Genomic DNA, 15,467 nt, shown 5'->3' on the forward strand with positions numbered 1-15,467 from the left:
CTTCATACATGAAGTACAAGGATCTGCGCGACTTCATCGCCGCCCTGGAAGCCCACGGGGAACTGACGCGCGTCACCGCCGAGGTCGATCCCTACCTCGAGATCACCGAGATCTGCGATCGCACCCTGCGCGCCGGCGGGCCGGCGCTGCTGTTCGAGAACGTCAAGGGACACGCCATGCCGCTGCTCGGCAACCTGTTCGGCACGCCGCAGCGGGTGGCCATGGGCATGGGACAGGACAGCGTCGCCGCCCTGCGCGAGGTGGGCGAGCTGCTCGCCTTCCTCAAGGAGCCCGAGCCCCCCAGGGGCCTGCGCGACGCCTGGAGCAAGCTGCCGATCTTCAAGCAGGTGATGAGCATGGGGCCGAAGACGGTGCGCTCGGCCCCGGTGCAGGCCCTGGCCTACGAGGGCGATGAGGTCGACCTCGACCGCCTGCCGATCCAGCACTGCTGGCCGGGCGACGTGGCGCCCCTGGTCACCTGGGCCCTGGTGGTGACCCGCGGACCGCACAAGAAGCGCCAGAACCTCGGCATCTACCGCCAGCAGAAGCTCGGCCGCAATCGCCTGATCATGCGCTGGCTCTCCCACCGTGGCGGGGCGCTCGACTTCCAGGAGTTCCAGCGGGCCCACCCCGGCGAGCCCTTCCCGGTGGCGGTGGCGCTGGGCGCCGACCCGGCGACCATTCTCGGCGCGGTCACCCCGGTGCCGGACTCGCTCTCCGAGTACGCCTTTGCCGGGCTGCTGCGTGGCTCGCGCACCGAGCTGGTCAGGTGCGGCCATGCCGACCTCGAGGTGCCGGCCTCGGCGGAGATCATCCTCGAGGGCTTCATCTACCCCGATGACATGGCGCCGGAGGGTCCCTACGGCGACCACACCGGCTACTACAACGAGGTCGAGCAGTTCCCGGTGTTCACGGTGACGCGCATGACCATGCGCGAGAACGCCATCTATCACTCCACCTATACCGGTCGCCCGCCCGACGAGCCGGCGATCCTCGGGCTGGCGCTCAACGAGGTCTTCGTGCCCATCCTGAGGCGGCAGTTTCCCGAGATCGTCGACTTCTACCTGCCACCGGAGGGCTGTTCCTACCGCATGGCGGTGGTGACCATGAAGAAGCAGTACCCGGGCCACGCCAAGCGGGTGATGATGGGCGTGTGGAGCTTCCTGCGCCAGTTCATGTACACCAAGTTCGTGGTAGTGCTCGACGACGACGTCGATGCCCGCGACTGGAAGGACGTGATCTGGGCGATCACCACCCGCATGGACCCGGCCCGGGACACCGTGCTGGTCGAGAATACCCCCATCGACTACCTGGACTTCGCCTCGCCGGTGGCCGGCCTGGGCTCCAAGATGGGGCTGGATGCCACCGGTAAGTGGCCCGGTGAGACCGACCGCGAGTGGGGCACGCCCATCGTCATGGACGAGGCCATCAAGGCCCGCGTCAACGACCGCTGGGACGACCTGGGCATCGTGCTCCCCCCCGACAACGACACGAGGCATTCATGACGGCAAGGACCCTGACCTGCCAGGTGACCGAGGTGGAGGATCTCACCCCCGACGTCTTCCGCGTCACCCTGGAAGGCCGAGCCGAGGCCGTGGCCCACGCGCCCGGCCAGTATCTGGAGCTCAAGCTCGACGACGCGACCTGGGTACCGTTCTCGATCGCCAACGCCCATGGCGGCGACGGCGTGATCGAGCTGCATATCCAGCACTGGCCGGAGCGCGAGAATTCGGCGCGACTGCGCGAGCTGGTCCAGGTGGCCGAGCGGCTCACCCTGCGCCTGCCGGGTGGCGACTGCGTGCTCGACCCGGAGAGCACGCGGCCCTTGTTGCTGGTCGCCGCCGGCACCGGGTTCGCCCAGATGAAGGCGATCGTCGAGGCGGCACTGCACGCCGACCCCGAGCGCCGCATCGACCTCTGGTGGGCGGCACGGGAGCATCGCGACTTCTATCTGGAGTGGCTGCCCCGGGAGTGGGCCGAGACCCACGCGGGCGTCCGTTTCCACGTCGTGACCGAGAAAGCGCCCGAGGAGCCCGTGGCGGGCGAGCGGGTACTCGCCCACCTCGGTCGCATCGACCAGGCCCTCGCCGAGAGCCTCGACGACATCGCCGGCCAGGACGTCTACCTCTCGGGGTCACCGGGCATGGTCTACGCCTGCGTCGACGTGCTGGCGTCCCTGGGGCTCGAGCGCTCGCGGGTCTTCTCCGATGTCTTCGCCTACGCCCCCCGGGAGCCGCTGGTGCCCACGGTGGGCAGCCTGGTGAGGGAGGGGCGCGGATGAGCGCCTCGCCGATCCTGATCACCGGCGGTGCACGCCGCCTGGGTCGCCACTGCGCCGAGCGGTTGCGCGACGATGGCCATCCGGTGATCGTCAGCTACCGCCGCGAGCGCCCCGAGCTGGATGAGCTGCGCGAGCGGGGCATCGTGACACTCAAGGCCGACTTCTCGACCGAGGCGGGGATACTCGACTTTATCGCCCGGCTCAAGGCACACACCGGGTCGCTGCGGGCGATCGTCCACAACGCCAGCGACTGGGCACCGGACGCCACCGGCGAGGAGGCCGGGGCCACCTTCGAGCGGCTGTTCCGGGTGCATATGCTGGCCCCCTACCTGATCAACCTGCACTGCCGCGAGCTGCTGGAGGCGTGCAGCGAGCCCCAGCGCGACATCGTGCACCTGACCGATCACGTGGTGCAGCAAGGCTCGAGGGGGCATGCCGGCTATGCCGCCACCAAGGCGGGGCTGGCCAATCTGACGCTCTCCTTCGCGGCCATGTACGCTCCCGCGATCCAGGTCAACGCCATCGCCCCGGCGCTGATCATGCTCAATGAGGGCGACAGCGAGGCCTATGTCGAGAAGGCCAGGGCCCAGTCGGCGATGGGGATGGTTCCCGGGCCGGGGGTGATCTACCAGAGCCTGCGCTACCTGCTCGACAATCGCTACGTGACCGGGGTCACACTACCGGTCGATGGCGGACGGCATCTCCGCTAGAATCCCCACCACCCCGACAACGCAACCCTCGAAGAAGGAGTGACAGATGGCCGGACACGACGAGAATTTCAAGGACGAGAGCGGCCTGCTGGCCGTGGTGCTGGGCCTGGTGGTCCTGGTGAGCATGAGCGCACTGCCGGCGACCATCGGTTGGGTGCAGTACTTTGCCTGAGTGACGCCGAAGGCCTTGCCAAATCCCCGTCGGCACGGCACGATGCTCGTATCGCTCAGGAGATGACCATGACCTCGCCCCGCCATCCTGCCCCCCGTTGCCCGAACGCCGCCCGCGGCGTGGTGACCGCTGGCCGTGGTGAGGCGCTTGTTACGGGGCGTCGCTACTGGTTCGGGTATTGGTTTAGCACCGGCGTGCCGGTGGCCATGTCCTGACGACAGACTGAGCAGAGACATCGTCGCGAGGCACGCCCCCAAGGGTTGCCTCCACCACAGAACCCCCGGACGGCAACCCCGCCCGGGGGTTCTGCCTTTCGGCTCTGGACGACACAGAGACCCGCATCGAGGAGACGCACCATGACCGCCACCATCGCTTACCAGCCCTGCTTCACGACCCTCGGCCGTGGCTATTACGGGGCCTGGCGATTTAGCGACGCGCGGTCGGCCCAGTGCGCCACCTCCGACCGTGGTACCACCGGTGGCATGAATATGATGTGTCCCACGACACGATGTCTGTCCGTTTCCCGGAGTTGATACCATGACCGCTTCGCTTGCCACCGCGACCCTGAACGACACCGCCCGCCCGGCCCGCCATCCTGTCCGGGCCCTGCCCACCGCCGGCGAGCTCTGCCGTGCCCTGCCGTTGCCCCCGGGGCTCGCCGCGCGCATCGCCGGCCAGCGCCAGGCCATTCGCGACATCCTCGACGGCCGCGACGACCGCCTGCTGGTGGTCGTCGGTCCCTGCTCCATCCATGACCCCGACGCGGCCCTGGCCTATGCCCGACGCCTGGCCGAGCTGGCGCCGCGGGTCGAGGACCGCCTGCTGCTGGTGATGCGGGTCTACGTGGAGAAGCCGCGCACCACCGTGGGCTGGAAGGGGCTCGCCTACGATCCCGACCTGGATGGCAGCGGCGACATGGCGACCGGGCTGGAACTCTCGCGGCGGCTGATGCGCGACATCGCCGAGCTCGGCCTGCCGCTGGCCACCGAGCTGCTGCAGCCGATGCTGGCGCCCTATCTCGACGACCTGCTGGCCTGGGTCGCGATCGGCGCCCGCACCACTGAGTCCCAGCTGCACCGGGAACTGGCCAGCGGGATTCCGGCCGTGGTGGGCTTCAAGAACGCCACCAGCGGCGATATCCAGGTGGCACTGGACGCGATGAGCGCCGCCGCCCATCCCCATCGCCACTTCGGCCTCGACCCCGAGGGGCGTCCGGTGGTGCAGGAGACGGCGGGCAACGCCCACACCCACCTGGTGCTGCGCGGTGGCCACGGCGAGCCCAACTACCAGGCGCCTCACGTGACGGCGGCACGCCAGGCCCTGGAGCAGGCCGGCCTGACGCCGCGGCTGATGGTCGACTGCAGCCACGCCAATGCGCGCAAGGAGCACCGCCGCCAGGGCGAGGTGATGCGCGACGTGCTGGCCCAGCGCCTGGCCGGCGAGTCGGCCCTGTGTGGCCTGATGATCGAGAGCCACCTGCACGAGGGCAAGCAGCCGCTGGCGCCGGGCAAGCTGCGCTACGGGGTCTCGGTCACCGACGCCTGCCTCGGCTGGGAGACCACCGAGCAGCTGCTGCTTAGCGCCGCAGAACGCCTGCGCTGAGATGGTCCGTAGCGAGGGGCGCCGGGGGCAGGCCGAAGAGGAGGTCATTCGCCAGGGGTGAGGCGGACTCCGCCGAACGGGTTGGCCATGGATGGCCAACCCCGGTCCTGCAAGCGAAGAAGGAATCGAGAGCGAAGCAGGGCGAATGTAGCGCCCAGGGAAGGGTTCACAGCGCCTCCTCGAAGGCCTGCCGCCGGATCAGCCCCGAGTGGTGCAGCCTATCTGCAATGCGCTGGGGACGATGGAGAAGGCCTGTACCCTCGGGGGCGATGTCGGGATAATGCCGCCATTTGCCGCCTAGCACCGGTCCAGGAGATGCCATGCCCTTCCAGCTCGAAGACCACGACCCCGAAACCTATCGCCGCAAGGGCCGTTTCATCAGCCTGGCCATGGCCGGCCAGCTGATCGTCTTCGGCCTGGTGTTCGTCCAGCTGCTGCAGACCGCCTTCGATGGCGGCTTCTGGCTCAACGTGCTGGGCGTGCTGCTGGGGCTGGTCGCCACCAGCCTGGTGTTCGCCGTGCTGCGCGAGCGGCCCTGGATGACCGAGATGCGCTACGTCTGGCAGCTCAAGCACCATCTGTCGCGGGTCAGCGGCTATCTGCCGGCGCTGCGGCGGGGCGTGGCGGAAGACAACGACACGGCGCTGGCGGTGCTCTCCTTCTACCACCAGGGCATGGCCCAGCTCGCCGAGCTCAACGGCCGCACCCTGGACGACGACGCCGAGCTGCTCGCCGAGCGCGAGACCGTCAGGCTAGCTCGCCGGGAGAAGGGGCTGCCCGAGCGGGTCGACGGCTTCGATCCCGAGGACCTGCGCGCCTTCCGGCGCCGCTAAGCCCTGGTGGCATAGGCGTAGAGCAGCGTCTCCTGGGCACTGATCGGGGCCTCGTCGCCGGGCTGCTGCTTCAGGTAGCTGCCGTCGGGCTGCAGCAGCCAGCTCTGGCAGTTGTCCACCAGGTAGGTCTCCAGGTCCTTGCGCACCCGGGCGGCGAGCTTCTTCTCCAACAGTGGAAAGCCGATCTCGACCCGGTGGAACATGTTGCGGGCCATGAAGTCGGCGCTGGAGCACCAGGTCTCCGGCTTGCCGTCGTTGTGGAAGTGAAAGACCCGGGTGTGTTCGAGGAAACGGCCGATGATCGAGCGTACCCGGATGGTCTCCGAGATGCCGGGAATGCCCGGCCTCAGGCAGCACATGCCGCGGATGATCAGGTCGCACGTCACGCCGGCACGTGAGGCACGGTAGAGCGCCTGGATCAGCCGGGGCTCGGTCAGCGAGTTGCACTTGACGATCAGGTGAGCGGGCCGGCCCCGGCGGGCGTGCTCCGCTTCCCGCTCGATCATCGCCACCAGCCGCTCGTGGAGGGTGAAGGGCGCGTGCAGCAGGGTCTCGATCCGGCGGGTCTGGCCCATGCCCGAGAGTTGCTGGAAGACCCGGTGGACGTCCTCGCACAGGCCGGGACGGGCGGTGAGCAGGCTGTAGTCGGTGTAGAGCCTGGCCGTCCTCGAGTGATAGTTGCCGGTGCCCAGGTGGGCGTAGTGGCGCAGCTTGCCGCGCTCGCGCCGCACGATGTGCAGCATCTTGGCGTGGGTCTTGTAGGCCATGACGCCGTAGATGACGATGGCGCCGGCCTCCTGCAGCCGCGAGGCCAGGGCCAGGTTGTCGGCCTCGTCGAAACGGGCACGCAGCTCGATCACCACCGTGACCTCCTTGCCGTTGCCGGCCGCCTCCACCAGCGCATTGACGATGGGCGAGTCGGCGCCGGTGCGGTAGAGGGTCTGCTTGATGGCCAGCACATCGGCGTCGCGGGCCGCCTCGCGCAGCAGTTCCTCCACCGGCGAGAAGGCCTGGAAGGGGTGGTGCAGCAGGATGTCGCCGGCGCCGATGGCGGCGAACAGGCTCTCCTTGCGGCCCAGGGGCTTGGGCAGTCCCGGGGTGAACGGTCGGTAGAGCAGCTCCGGGCGGTCGACCTCGCCAAGCACCGACATCATGCGGGTCAGGTTCACCGGGCCGTCGACCCGATAGAGATCGCCCTCCTCCAGGGAGAACTGGGCAAGCAGGAAGCGCGCCAGCTCGTCGGGGCAGTTGCTGGCCACTTCGAGTCGTACCCCGCTGCCGTAGCGGCGTGCCAGCAGCTCGCCGCGCAGTGCCGAGGCGAGGTCCGAGACCTCCTCCGGGTCGACCGAGAAGTCGGCGTTGCGGGTCAGGCGGAACTGGTAGCAGCCGTGCACCGTCATGCCGGGAAAGACCTCCTCGGCGTGGGCGTGGATCATCGACGACAGGAAGACGTACTCGCTGAAGCCCTCCTCGCAGAGCTCGGCGGGCAGGGCGATCACCCGTGGCAGCGAGCGTGGTGCCGGCAGGATGGCCAGGCCGCCCTCGCGACCGAAGGCGTCCTTGCCCTCGAGCTCGACGATGAAGTTGAGGCTCTTGTTGACCAGGCGCGGGAAGGGGTGCGAGGGGTCCAGGCCGATGGGGCTGACCACCGGCATGATCTCGGCGTCGACGATATCGCGGACCCAGGCGCGCTGGGCGTCGCTCCAGTCGTCGCGGCGGCGGAAGCGCAGCTTGTGGGCCTCCAGCGCGGGAATCAGCACCTCGTTGAGGATCCGGTACTGGCGTGCCACCTGGTCGTGGGCGATGCGCGAGATCTCGGCGAGCACCGAGCGCGGCGAGCGCCCGTCGGCGCCGCTGGCGTCGTCCCCCAGTGCCACCTGATTCTTCAGCCCGGCCACGCGGATCTCGAAGAACTCGTCCATGTTGGAGGAGAAGATCAGCAGGAACATCAGCCGGTTGAGCAGCGGATGAGCCGCGTCCAGGGCCTGCTCCAGCACCCTGACGTTGAACTGCAGGTGCGACAGCTCGCGGTTGAAGTAGAGGCTCGGATCGGTGAGATCGGCCTGGGGGTCGGGGAGCGCCCTGGGCTTGATCCCGGTGCGCGTCTGGTTCAGCCGCGGGGTGGGTTGCTCGGCCGTCGTCTCGCTGGACAGGGGGTCGCCGGCCGTGGGGTCGACCGGCGGGACATCGGGGGGACCCTGGAGGTCGGGGCTGTGCGGGGCTTCCATCTTGTCTCCTGGCGTCGAGGGAAGGGCCCGGGCCGGGTCAACCGGGCCCTTTCCTCACTAGGCGAGCAGCCGCGCTGCCCGCTTGGCGAAATAGGTCAGCACGCCGTCGGCGCCGGCGCGCTTGAAGCAGAGCAGCGACTCGAGGATGACGGAGTCGGCGTCGAGCCAGCCGTTGTCGAAGGCGGCCATGTGCATGGCGTACTCGCCGCTGACCTGATAGGCGAAGGTCGGGACCTTAAGCTCGTCCTTGACCCGGCGCACCACGTCGAGATAGGGCATGCCGGGCTTGATCATCACCATGTCGGCCCCCTCGGCGAGGTCGAGGGCCACCTCGTGGAGGGCCTCGTCGCCGTTGGCCGGATCCATCTGGTAGGTGGTCTTGTCGGCACGGCCGAGGTTGGCGGCGGAGCCCACGGCGTCACGGAAGGGGCCGTAGTAGCGCGAGGCGTACTTGGCGCTGTAGGCCATGATGCGGGTATTGGCCAGGTGCTCCTGTTCGAGTACCTGCCGGATGGCCCCGATGCGCCCGTCCATCATGTCCGAGGGGGCCACCACGTCGGCGCCGGCCTCGGCGTGGGAGAGCGCCTGCTTGAGCAGGGTCTCGACGGTACGGTCGTTGTGCACGTAGCCGTGCTCGTCGAGGATGCCGTCCTGGCCATGGCTGGTGTAGGGGTCCAGCGCCACGTCGGTCATGAGGCCGAGCCCGGGGACGGCGTCCTTCAGGGCACGCACGCTGCGCTGGACCAGGCCGGCGGCGTTGTAGGCCTCCTCGGCCATTTCGCTCTTCAGCGAGGCATCGATCACCGGGAACAGCGCCAGGGCAGGGATGCCCAGTTCATGGGCCTCGCGGGCCTCCTCGATGAGCAGGTCCAGCGACAGCCGCTCGACGCCGGGCATGGAAGGCACGGCTTCCCGCTGACCCTCGCCCTCGAGCACGAACACCGGCCAGATCAGGTCGGCGGGGGTCAGCAGCGATTCGCGCATCAGGCGACGCGAGAAGTCGTCACGCCGCATGCGGCGCAGGCGAGTGGCGGGGAACTGGCGTGTGGTCATGAAGCTCAAGGCGTGTCTCCAGCGGTGAGGTGAGGACCGCCACGGGCTCAGTGTGGCGGGCGACGATGACGATGCGATGACGGGGTGTCGTTGCCTTGGAGTATATCAGTGCGGCCCTGCGCCGAAAGTCGCGCCTTGTCGCACCCCGGGCGACTCTCTAAAGTGTTGGGTTCGGATTATCGGGCCTGCTCGTCGGCAGGCGCATACCTCAAGGAGAAAGGCATGAGCAAACAGGTGGCGGTCATCCTCTCGGGCTGCGGCGTGTTCGATGGCTCGGAGATCTACGAGACCACCCTGACCCTGCTGCGCCTCGATCAACTGGGCATCGGCTATCGCTGTTTCGCTCCCGACATCGCGCAGCACCATGTCATCGACCACCGCAGTGGCGAGGTGGCCGAGGGCGAATCTCGCAACGTGCTGGAGGAGTCGGCGCGCCTGGCCCGGGGCGAGATCTCCTCGCTGGACGAACTCGAGGCCGGCGACTTCGATGCGGTGATCCTGCCGGGCGGTTTCGGCGCCGCCAAGACCCTCTCGACCTTTGCCGAGGCCGGCGACGAGATGGAGGTGCTCGGCGAACTGGCCGAGGCGCTCGCCGGTTTCCACGAGGAGCGCAAGCCGATCGGCCTGATGTGCATCAGCCCGGTGCTGGTGCCGCGACTGCTGGGATCGGGCATCGCCGTGACCGTGGGGCACGACCCGGGGGTGGCCGGGGCGATCAGCGCCATGGGTGGGCTGCACCGTAGCTGTGGTGTCGAGGACATCGTGGTCGACTTCGAGAACCGGGTGGTCACCACCCCGGCCTACATGCTGGCGACCCGCATCAGCGAGGCGGCCACCGGCATCTTCAAGCTGGTCGATCGCGTGGACGAAATGATGGATTTGCAAGCCTGAAGCCGGGAAAGCCGCGATGTCGGGCACCATCCTGTTCGGTGCTATTCGTCTTCCTCGGCGTCGTGCGTCTTGCGCCGTACCAGGCGACCGAACAGCAGCCCCACCTCGTAGAGCAGGTACATGGGTACCGCCAGCAGGCTCTGGGAGATCACGTCCGGCGGGGTCAGCAGCATGCCCACCACGAAGCAGCCGAGGATGACGTAGGGGCGCTTCTGCGACAGGCTCTCCACCGTGGTGGCCCCGGAGAGGATCAGCAGGAAGGTGGCGATGGGGATCTCGAAGGCCACGCCGAAGGCAAAGAACAGCTTCAGTACGAAGTTGAGGTACTGGTTGATGTCGGTCATCACCGCCACGTTCTCCGGCCCGGTCTGGGTGAAGAACTCGAACAGCAGCGGGAAGACCACGTAGTAGGCGAAGGCGGCACCGGCGTAGAAGAGCATCACGCTGGAGGCCAGGATCGGCAGCGCCAGCGCCTTCTCGTTGTCGTAGAGGCCCGGCGCGACGAAGGCCCAGGCCTGGTGCAGCACGAAGGGGATGGCGATGAAGACCGCCAGCACCAGGGTCAGCTTGAAGGGCGCGAGAAAGGGCGAGGCCACTTCGGTGGCGATCATCTGGGAGCCTTCGGGCAGCAGCGCCATCAGCGGCTGGGCCACGAAGGTGTAGATCTCGTTGGCGAACGGAAAGAGGCCCAGGAAGATCACCAGGATCGCCACCACGGCGCGTATCAGGCGCGAACGCAGCTCGATCAGGTGCTCGATCAGTGGGGCCTGGTTCTGTTCCTGGGGGTCACCGGTCTTGCTCATCGGGAGGTGGCGTCCTTGTCGGCGGCGTCGGCAGGCTCATCCGCAGGCGTATCGAGGCGGGCCCGGGCGAGGGCGTCGTCCAGGCGCTTCTCCGGCGGCTCGCTCGGCGCCTCCTCGGCAGTCGGCCGCTCGGGGCCTGAAGCCTGACTCGACTCGTCGGCCGTCTGGCCGGACTCGGCAAGGCTCTCCACGTCGCGCTTGACCTGCTTGACGCTCTCGTCGAGCTTCTTCTGCTGCTCGTTGAGCTTCTGACGCAGCTCCTCGGCCTCGAGCTGGGCGCTGATCTCGCGCTGCATGCCGGACACGCTACGCTTGATCTTGCCGATCCACAGCCCCAGGGTACGCGCGGCCTTGGGCAGGCGCTCCGGGCCCAGTACCAGCAGCCCCACCACGCCGATGATCAGCAGTTCGAGAAAGCCCATATCGAACATGGCGGCTTACTTGCGCTCTTCCTGGTCTTCGGCCTTTCGCTCGGCCTTGACGTCATAGGTATCGCCCTCGTCGTCATGGCGCACCTGGGCCTGGGGCTTGTCCGCTTCGTTCTCCTTGTCCTTCTCGTCCTCGTGCATGGCCTTCTTGAAGCCCTTCACGGCGCCACCCAGGTCGCCGCCGACGTTGCGCAGCTTCTTGGTGCCGAAGATCAGGATGATGATGCCGAGTACGATCAGCAGCTGCCAGATACTGATACCACCTAACATAAGTCGTTCCTCTGGTTGGGGGCTACGGGAAGACCCCGGAATGGCCAGTTCGTTCTATCGTTGCCTTGCGGCCTTCTCGTCGTGGCCGGAGACGCCGAAGCGGCGGGCCAGCTCGTCGAGCACCGCCCGGTGATCGAGATCCAGATGTGCCAGCATCACCAGGCTATGAAACCACAGGTCGGCCGTTTCGGCGATCACCGCTTGTCGCTCGGCGTCGCCGCCATGCTCGGCATCCTTGGCGGCCAGCAGGGTCTCGGTGGCTTCCTCGCCCACCTTCTCGAGTATCTTGTTCAGGCCCTTGTGATGCAAGGCGGCGACGTAGGAGTCCTGCGGGTCGGCCTGGCGTCGTTGATCCAGGACAACCTGCAGGCGGTCGAGAATATCGCTCATCGATGACGGTTCCCTTGACGTGTGTCTAATGGGTGTGACCCCGCATTTCGGCCGAGGGTCAGTGCCAGGCCAGCAGCAGCACGCCGATGACGGCGGCGGCCACCACCGGCCAGGGTTGCCCCGTGGCCCACTGGGTCAGTGGCTGCCAGGCCAGCGCCATGGCCAGTAACAGCAGCCCCAGCCGCAGGCGGCGACGACTGCTGCCCTGGCGCTGCAGCAGGCTGCGGATGCCGCTCATCGCCTCGGCCTGGCGATGACGCTGCCGGTGTTCGTGCTCGATGCGGCTCAGCGCCTGATGCGCGAGCACCGGCAGTTCCGGGAGCTGGCGCGTCAGCTCCGGCGCCTGGCGCTTGAGCGAGTCCCAGAAGCCGCTGGCGCCGGCCCGCTCCTTCATCCACTGCTCGAGATAGGGCTTGGCGGTGCGCCACAGGTCCAGGTCCGGATAGAGCTGTCGCCCCAGCCCCTCGATATTGAGCAGGGTCTTCTGCAGCAGTACCAGTTGCGGCTGCACCTCCATGTTGAAGCGCCGGGCGGTCTGGAACAGCCCCAGCAGCACCTGGCCGAAGGAGATGTCCTTGAGCGGCTTCTCGAGGATCGGCTCGCAGACGGTGCGAATCGCCGCGGCGAACTCGTTGGCCCGGGTATTCTCGCCGACCCAGCCCGACTCGATATGCAGCGCGGCCACCTCGTAGTAGTCCTGGTGGAAGAAGGCCAGCAGGTTGCGCGCCAGGTAGTCCTGGTCCTCGCGGGTGAGGCTGCCGACGATGCCGCAGTCGATGGCGATGTACTGCGGGTCGTGGGGCCGCTCTAAGGAGACGAAGATGTTGCCCGGGTGCATGTCGGCGTGGAAGAAGTTGTCGCGGAACACCTGGGTGAAGAAGATCTCCACACCGCGCTCGGCGAGCTTCTTGAGGTCGGTACCCTGGGCGACCAGGGCCGCGGTGTTGGCCACCGGTACCCCATGGATGCGCTCCTGGACCATGACCCGCCGACGGGTCAGCTCCCAGTGGGTCGCCGGCACGAACAGCAGCGGCGAGTCCTTGAAGTTGCGCTTGAGCTGGGAGGTGTTGGCGGCCTCCTTGGTCAGGTCGAGCTCGTCGAACAGGGTCGCCTCGTAGTCGCGCACCACCTCGACCGGGCGCAGCCGGCGCGCCTCCGGGATATGCTTGAGGACGCTCGCGACGCGGTACATCAACGCCATGTCCTGGCGCATCACCCGCTCGATATCGGGGCGGATGATCTTGACCACCACCTCTTCGCCACCGTGCAGCCGCGCGGCATGGACCTGGGCGATGGAGGCCGAGGCGAGCGCCTCGGGCTCGAAGTGCGCGAAGGCCTCGTCGGTGGACATCCCGAGCTCCTCTTCCACCCGGGCCCGCGCCTGGGCGCCGGGGAAGGGGGGGACCTGGTCCTGCAGGCGGCGCAGCTCGTCGGCGATGTCCTCGGGCAGCAGGTCGCGCCGGGTCGAGAGCACCTGGCCGAACTTGACGAAGATCGGCCCCAGGGCCTCCAGGGCCAGGCGTAGTCGCTCGCCGCGCGAGCGTGGGCCGATCGGCACCAGGCGCAGCGGCGAGAGCCGCAGCAGGGTACGCAGCCACCAGGGCAGTCGGCCCAGGGGCAGCAGGGTGTCCAGCCGATAGCGGGTGATCACCCAGAAGATGCGCAGCAGCCGAAGGCTCATCATGGGTGGGGCTCTCCGTCGACCAGCCGGCGATGCAGCCGGGCGAGGCGCGCCTCGAGACGGTCGGTGGCGACCTCGAGTTCGGTGAGGTGGTCGCGCAGCACGGCGAGCTGGTGGCGCCCGGGCAGCAGACGCGCCTCTTCGAAGACATACTCGGCGACGTCGGCGCGGAACTCGTCGCGGGTGCGCAGGCCCCAGCGGGTGATGCCGCGCAGCCCCTCGGCGAGGCTGTGGGCGGGCATGTCGCCGAGCCAGCGGGCCAGTTCGCCCTCCCAGTCCAGGTCGAGGTCGAGCAGCAGGTCGCGGGTCGCCTCGAGCAGGTGGATGCGCCCCCGTACCGCGAGCTTGCCCTGGAACATCAGCCGTTCGATGGAGGCACCGCCGAGCAGCTCGCCGGCGGTCTCGGCATCGAGCTCGACGACGGCGTCGAAGGCCTCCTCTACGGTGTCGTCCGGGCGCAGCAGGTCGAGGCCGTGGGGGTGGAAATGAACCGCCAGCGCCAGGCTGGGGTGCTCGAGCCGCAACAGGATGCGGTGGCCGGCGAGGCGTGCGAGTCTCCCGGGGGCAGCCGGGTCGCGGGCGAGCAGGGCATTGAGGGTGCGCTCGAGGCCAGCCAGCAGCAGGGTCAGCGACATCTCGACCTCACAGCTTTATGCCGCGATGCAGGGCGACGATGCCCCCGGTGAGGTTGGTGTACTCGACGCGTTCCAGGCCGGCGGCTTCCATCATGCCCTTGAGGGTCTCCTGGTCGGGGTGCATGCGGATCGACTCGGCCAGGTAGCGATAGCTGTCGCCGTCGCTTGCCACCAGCTCGCCCATCCTGGGCAGCAGGCGGAAGGAGTACTCGTCGTAGGCCCTGGAGAGCAACGGATTGGCTGGCTTGGAGAACTCCAGCACCAGCAGCCGGCCGCCGGGCTTGAGCACCCGGGCCATGGAGCGCAGGGCGGCGTCCTTGTCGGTGACATTGCGCAGGCCGAAGGCGATGGTGATGCAGTCGAAGGTGTTGTCGGGGAAGGGCAGGGTCTCGGCGTTGGCCTGCACATACTCGACGTTGCCGCCGACCCCATGGTCGAGCAGCTTGTCGCGGCCGACCCGGAGCATGGACTCGTTGATGTCGGCCAGCACGACCCGCCCGCGGGGCCCCACCATGCGCGAGAACTTCAGCGTCAGGTCGCCGGTGCCGCCGGCGATATCGAGCACGCTGTGGCCGGGGCGCACGCCTGAGCGCTCGATGGTCAGGCGCTTCCACAGGCGGTGGATGCCCAGCGACATCAGGTCGTTCATCACATCGTAGCGGGCCGCCACCGAATGGAAGACGTCGGCCACACGGGAGGCCTTCTCCTCGACCGGAACTTCCTGATAGCCGAAGTGGGTGGTGCGCTTGTCCATGGATGACCCCTGGGCTGAATTCGGGCGAGTGACGCGCCGGGCACGTCAGCAAACGGCGATATTGTAGCCTCCCCCAGCGGCGATTGTCTTGACGGGAGTGGGGCATCACCACACGGGCCTGTTCCGGCGATAGCTCTGCGGGGAGGCGCTGTGAACCCCTCCATGGGCGCTACATTCGACATCCCTGTCGAATGACCTCCCCTTCGAGCTATCCCCGGCGTCCCACGTGGTGCTCTACAGCTGCTTGATCTCGATGCCAAGCGGCTCGCGCGAGGCGCCGGCCTCCTCCAGCCGCCGCAGGTAGTCGGCCCAGTTGGCCTCCCGGTCGCGGATCAGCGCATGCAGGTAGTCCCAGCTGTACAGGCCGCTGTCATGGCCATCGTCGAAATGCAGCTTGAGCGCGTAGCGACCGGCCTGGGTGATGTTCTTCAGGCCGACGTGCTTCTTGCCCACCTGCAGGGTGGCGGTATCGCCGCCGTGGCCGCGCACCTCGGCCGAGGGCGAGAAGACCCTCAGGTACTCCACCGACAGCCGGTAGCTCTCGCCGCCCTCGTAGGTGAGCTCGAGCTCGCGGTCCTTCTTGTGGTAATGCACCTTGACGGGAATCGGGGCGGTCATGGTATGCCTCCGCTTATGGCGTGGTGGAGGCGCGGCTATCCCGGCGACAGGCCCCGAAGTGTCGGACCATCGCGGAGGCGCTGTGAACCCCTCCCTGGGCGCTACCGATGCCATCCAT

General features: G+C 68.0%; 17 protein-coding genes. 7 read left to right on the forward strand and 10 right to left on the reverse strand.

Annotated elements, in window-relative coordinates; translation table 11 throughout:
* The first annotated feature begins 8 nt into the window (after positions 1-8).
* The 6 genes from ubiD to QLQ85_RS16180 all read left to right on the forward strand — a co-directional run bounded on the left by ubiD (position 9) and on the right by QLQ85_RS16180 (position 5,598).
* On the forward strand, positions 9-1,505 hold the full coding sequence (gene ubiD / locus QLQ85_RS16155; RefSeq protein ID WP_282739933.1) for a 4-hydroxy-3-polyprenylbenzoate decarboxylase: 1,497 nt from the start codon (positions 9-11) through the stop codon (positions 1,503-1,505).
* On the forward strand, positions 1,502-2,281 hold the full coding sequence (locus QLQ85_RS16160) for an NAD(P)H-flavin reductase (protein WP_282739934.1): 780 nt from the start codon (positions 1,502-1,504) through the stop codon (positions 2,279-2,281). Before ubiD ends, QLQ85_RS16160 begins: the two co-directional genes overlap by 4 nt.
* Positions 2,278-2,991: a dihydromonapterin reductase gene (gene folM, locus QLQ85_RS16165; RefSeq protein WP_282739935.1), complete on the forward strand. Its 714-nt coding sequence runs from the start codon at positions 2,278-2,280 to the stop codon at positions 2,989-2,991. Before QLQ85_RS16160 ends, folM begins: the two co-directional genes overlap by 4 nt.
* A gap of 46 nt (positions 2,992-3,037) precedes the next feature.
* Complete coding sequence (locus tag QLQ85_RS16170; RefSeq protein WP_282719877.1) at positions 3,038-3,163, forward strand: hypothetical protein; 126 nt, start codon at positions 3,038-3,040, stop codon at positions 3,161-3,163.
* A gap of 537 nt (positions 3,164-3,700) precedes the next feature.
* Entirely contained in the window at positions 3,701-4,765 is a 1,065-nt protein-coding gene (locus QLQ85_RS16175) for a 3-deoxy-7-phosphoheptulonate synthase (RefSeq protein ID WP_282739936.1), read from the forward strand.
* Positions 4,766-5,085: 320 nt separating this feature from the next.
* Complete coding sequence (locus QLQ85_RS16180; protein WP_282739937.1) at positions 5,086-5,598, forward strand: DUF3087 family protein; 513 nt, start codon at positions 5,086-5,088, stop codon at positions 5,596-5,598.
* On the opposite strand, the gene ppk1 is transcribed toward QLQ85_RS16180, so the two are convergent.
* Complete coding sequence (gene ppk1, locus QLQ85_RS16185) at positions 5,595-7,826, reverse strand: polyphosphate kinase 1 (RefSeq protein ID WP_282739938.1); 2,232 nt, start codon at positions 7,824-7,826, stop codon at positions 5,595-5,597. The two genes, QLQ85_RS16180 and ppk1, sit on opposite strands and share 4 nt — an antisense overlap.
* Positions 7,827-7,883: 57 nt before the next feature.
* Positions 7,884-8,879, reverse strand: coding sequence for a porphobilinogen synthase (hemB, locus tag QLQ85_RS16190; RefSeq protein WP_407650403.1), 996 nt, complete (start codon positions 8,877-8,879; stop codon positions 7,884-7,886).
* 222 nt (positions 8,880-9,101) lie between these two features.
* Between hemB and elbB the strand changes: the two genes are divergently transcribed.
* Positions 9,102-9,770, forward strand: coding sequence for an isoprenoid biosynthesis glyoxalase ElbB (gene elbB, locus QLQ85_RS16195; RefSeq protein ID WP_282719882.1), 669 nt, complete (start codon positions 9,102-9,104; stop codon positions 9,768-9,770).
* Positions 9,771-9,811: 41 nt separating this feature from the next.
* Here the strand turns inward: elbB and tatC are convergent, their stop codons facing one another.
* The 8 genes from tatC to QLQ85_RS16235 all read right to left on the reverse strand — a co-directional run bounded on the left by tatC (position 9,812) and on the right by QLQ85_RS16235 (position 15,349).
* Positions 9,812-10,573: a twin-arginine translocase subunit TatC gene (gene tatC / locus QLQ85_RS16200; protein WP_282739939.1), complete on the reverse strand. Its 762-nt coding sequence runs from the start codon at positions 10,571-10,573 to the stop codon at positions 9,812-9,814.
* Complete coding sequence (gene tatB / locus QLQ85_RS16205) at positions 10,570-11,004, reverse strand: Sec-independent protein translocase protein TatB (protein WP_282739940.1); 435 nt, start codon at positions 11,002-11,004, stop codon at positions 10,570-10,572. Before tatB ends, tatC begins: the two co-directional genes overlap by 4 nt.
* Before the next feature lie 6 nt (positions 11,005-11,010).
* The gene (gene tatA / locus QLQ85_RS16210) at positions 11,011-11,271 is read right to left on the reverse strand and encodes a Sec-independent protein translocase subunit TatA (protein WP_282719886.1); all 261 of its coding nucleotides are present in this window, start codon (positions 11,269-11,271) and stop codon (positions 11,011-11,013) included.
* Positions 11,272-11,325: 54 nt separating this feature from the next.
* Positions 11,326-11,661 (reverse strand): phosphoribosyl-ATP diphosphatase, encoded by a 336-nt coding sequence (locus QLQ85_RS16215; RefSeq protein ID WP_282719888.1) that lies wholly within the window; start codon positions 11,659-11,661, stop codon positions 11,326-11,328.
* A gap of 58 nt (positions 11,662-11,719) precedes the next feature.
* Positions 11,720-13,342: a ubiquinone biosynthesis regulatory protein kinase UbiB gene (gene ubiB, locus QLQ85_RS16220; RefSeq protein ID WP_282740005.1), complete on the reverse strand. Its 1,623-nt coding sequence runs from the start codon at positions 13,340-13,342 to the stop codon at positions 11,720-11,722.
* Positions 13,342-13,977: a ubiquinone biosynthesis accessory factor UbiJ gene (locus QLQ85_RS16225; protein WP_282739941.1), complete on the reverse strand. Its 636-nt coding sequence runs from the start codon at positions 13,975-13,977 to the stop codon at positions 13,342-13,344. The genes ubiB and QLQ85_RS16225 overlap by 1 nt, the downstream gene beginning before the upstream one ends.
* 7 nt (positions 13,978-13,984) lie before the next feature.
* Entirely contained in the window at positions 13,985-14,731 is a 747-nt protein-coding gene (gene ubiE / locus QLQ85_RS16230) for a bifunctional demethylmenaquinone methyltransferase/2-methoxy-6-polyprenyl-1,4-benzoquinol methylase UbiE (protein ID WP_102627014.1), read from the reverse strand.
* Positions 14,732-14,965: 234 nt separating this feature from the next.
* Positions 14,966-15,349, reverse strand: a complete 384-nt coding sequence (locus QLQ85_RS16235) for a DUF971 domain-containing protein (RefSeq protein ID WP_282739942.1) — start codon at positions 15,347-15,349, stop codon at positions 14,966-14,968.
* Positions 15,350-15,467: the final 118 nt, after the last annotated feature.

It is taken from the genome of Halomonas kalidii (assembly GCF_030010475.1).
Taxonomy (GTDB): domain Bacteria; phylum Pseudomonadota; class Gammaproteobacteria; order Pseudomonadales; family Halomonadaceae; genus Halomonas; species Halomonas heilongjiangensis.

Coding starts and splice junctions, on each gene's coding strand:
- tatB (WP_282739940.1), bottom strand. CDS start 11,004: ATGTTCGATATGGGCTTTCTCGAACTGCTGATCATCGGCGTGGTGGGG.
- QLQ85_RS16180 (WP_282739937.1), top strand. CDS start 5,086: ATGCCCTTCCAGCTCGAAGACCACGACCCCGAAACCTATCGCCGCAAG.
- ubiB (WP_282740005.1), bottom strand. CDS start 13,342: ATGAGCCTTCGGCTGCTGCGCATCTTCTGGGTGATCACCCGCTATCGG.
- QLQ85_RS16235 (WP_282739942.1), bottom strand. CDS start 15,349: ATGACCGCCCCGATTCCCGTCAAGGTGCATTACCACAAGAAGGACCGC.
- elbB (WP_282719882.1), top strand. CDS start 9,102: ATGAGCAAACAGGTGGCGGTCATCCTCTCGGGCTGCGGCGTGTTCGAT.
- ppk1 (WP_282739938.1), bottom strand. CDS start 7,826: ATGGAAGCCCCGCACAGCCCCGACCTCCAGGGTCCCCCCGATGTCCCG.
- QLQ85_RS16225 (WP_282739941.1), bottom strand. CDS start 13,977: ATGTCGCTGACCCTGCTGCTGGCTGGCCTCGAGCGCACCCTCAATGCC.
- QLQ85_RS16215 (WP_282719888.1), bottom strand. CDS start 11,661: ATGAGCGATATTCTCGACCGCCTGCAGGTTGTCCTGGATCAACGACGC.
- QLQ85_RS16160 (WP_282739934.1), top strand. CDS start 1,502: ATGACGGCAAGGACCCTGACCTGCCAGGTGACCGAGGTGGAGGATCTC.
- hemB (WP_407650403.1), bottom strand. CDS start 8,879: ATGACCACACGCCAGTTCCCCGCCACTCGCCTGCGCCGCATGCGGCGT.
- QLQ85_RS16175 (WP_282739936.1), top strand. CDS start 3,701: ATGACCGCTTCGCTTGCCACCGCGACCCTGAACGACACCGCCCGCCCG.
- tatC (WP_282739939.1), bottom strand. CDS start 10,573: ATGAGCAAGACCGGTGACCCCCAGGAACAGAACCAGGCCCCACTGATC.
- ubiE (WP_102627014.1), bottom strand. CDS start 14,731: ATGGACAAGCGCACCACCCACTTCGGCTATCAGGAAGTTCCGGTCGAG.
- ubiD (WP_282739933.1), top strand. CDS start 9: ATGAAGTACAAGGATCTGCGCGACTTCATCGCCGCCCTGGAAGCCCAC.
- folM (WP_282739935.1), top strand. CDS start 2,278: ATGAGCGCCTCGCCGATCCTGATCACCGGCGGTGCACGCCGCCTGGGT.
- tatA (WP_282719886.1), bottom strand. CDS start 11,271: ATGTTAGGTGGTATCAGTATCTGGCAGCTGCTGATCGTACTCGGCATC.
- QLQ85_RS16170 (WP_282719877.1), top strand. CDS start 3,038: ATGGCCGGACACGACGAGAATTTCAAGGACGAGAGCGGCCTGCTGGCC.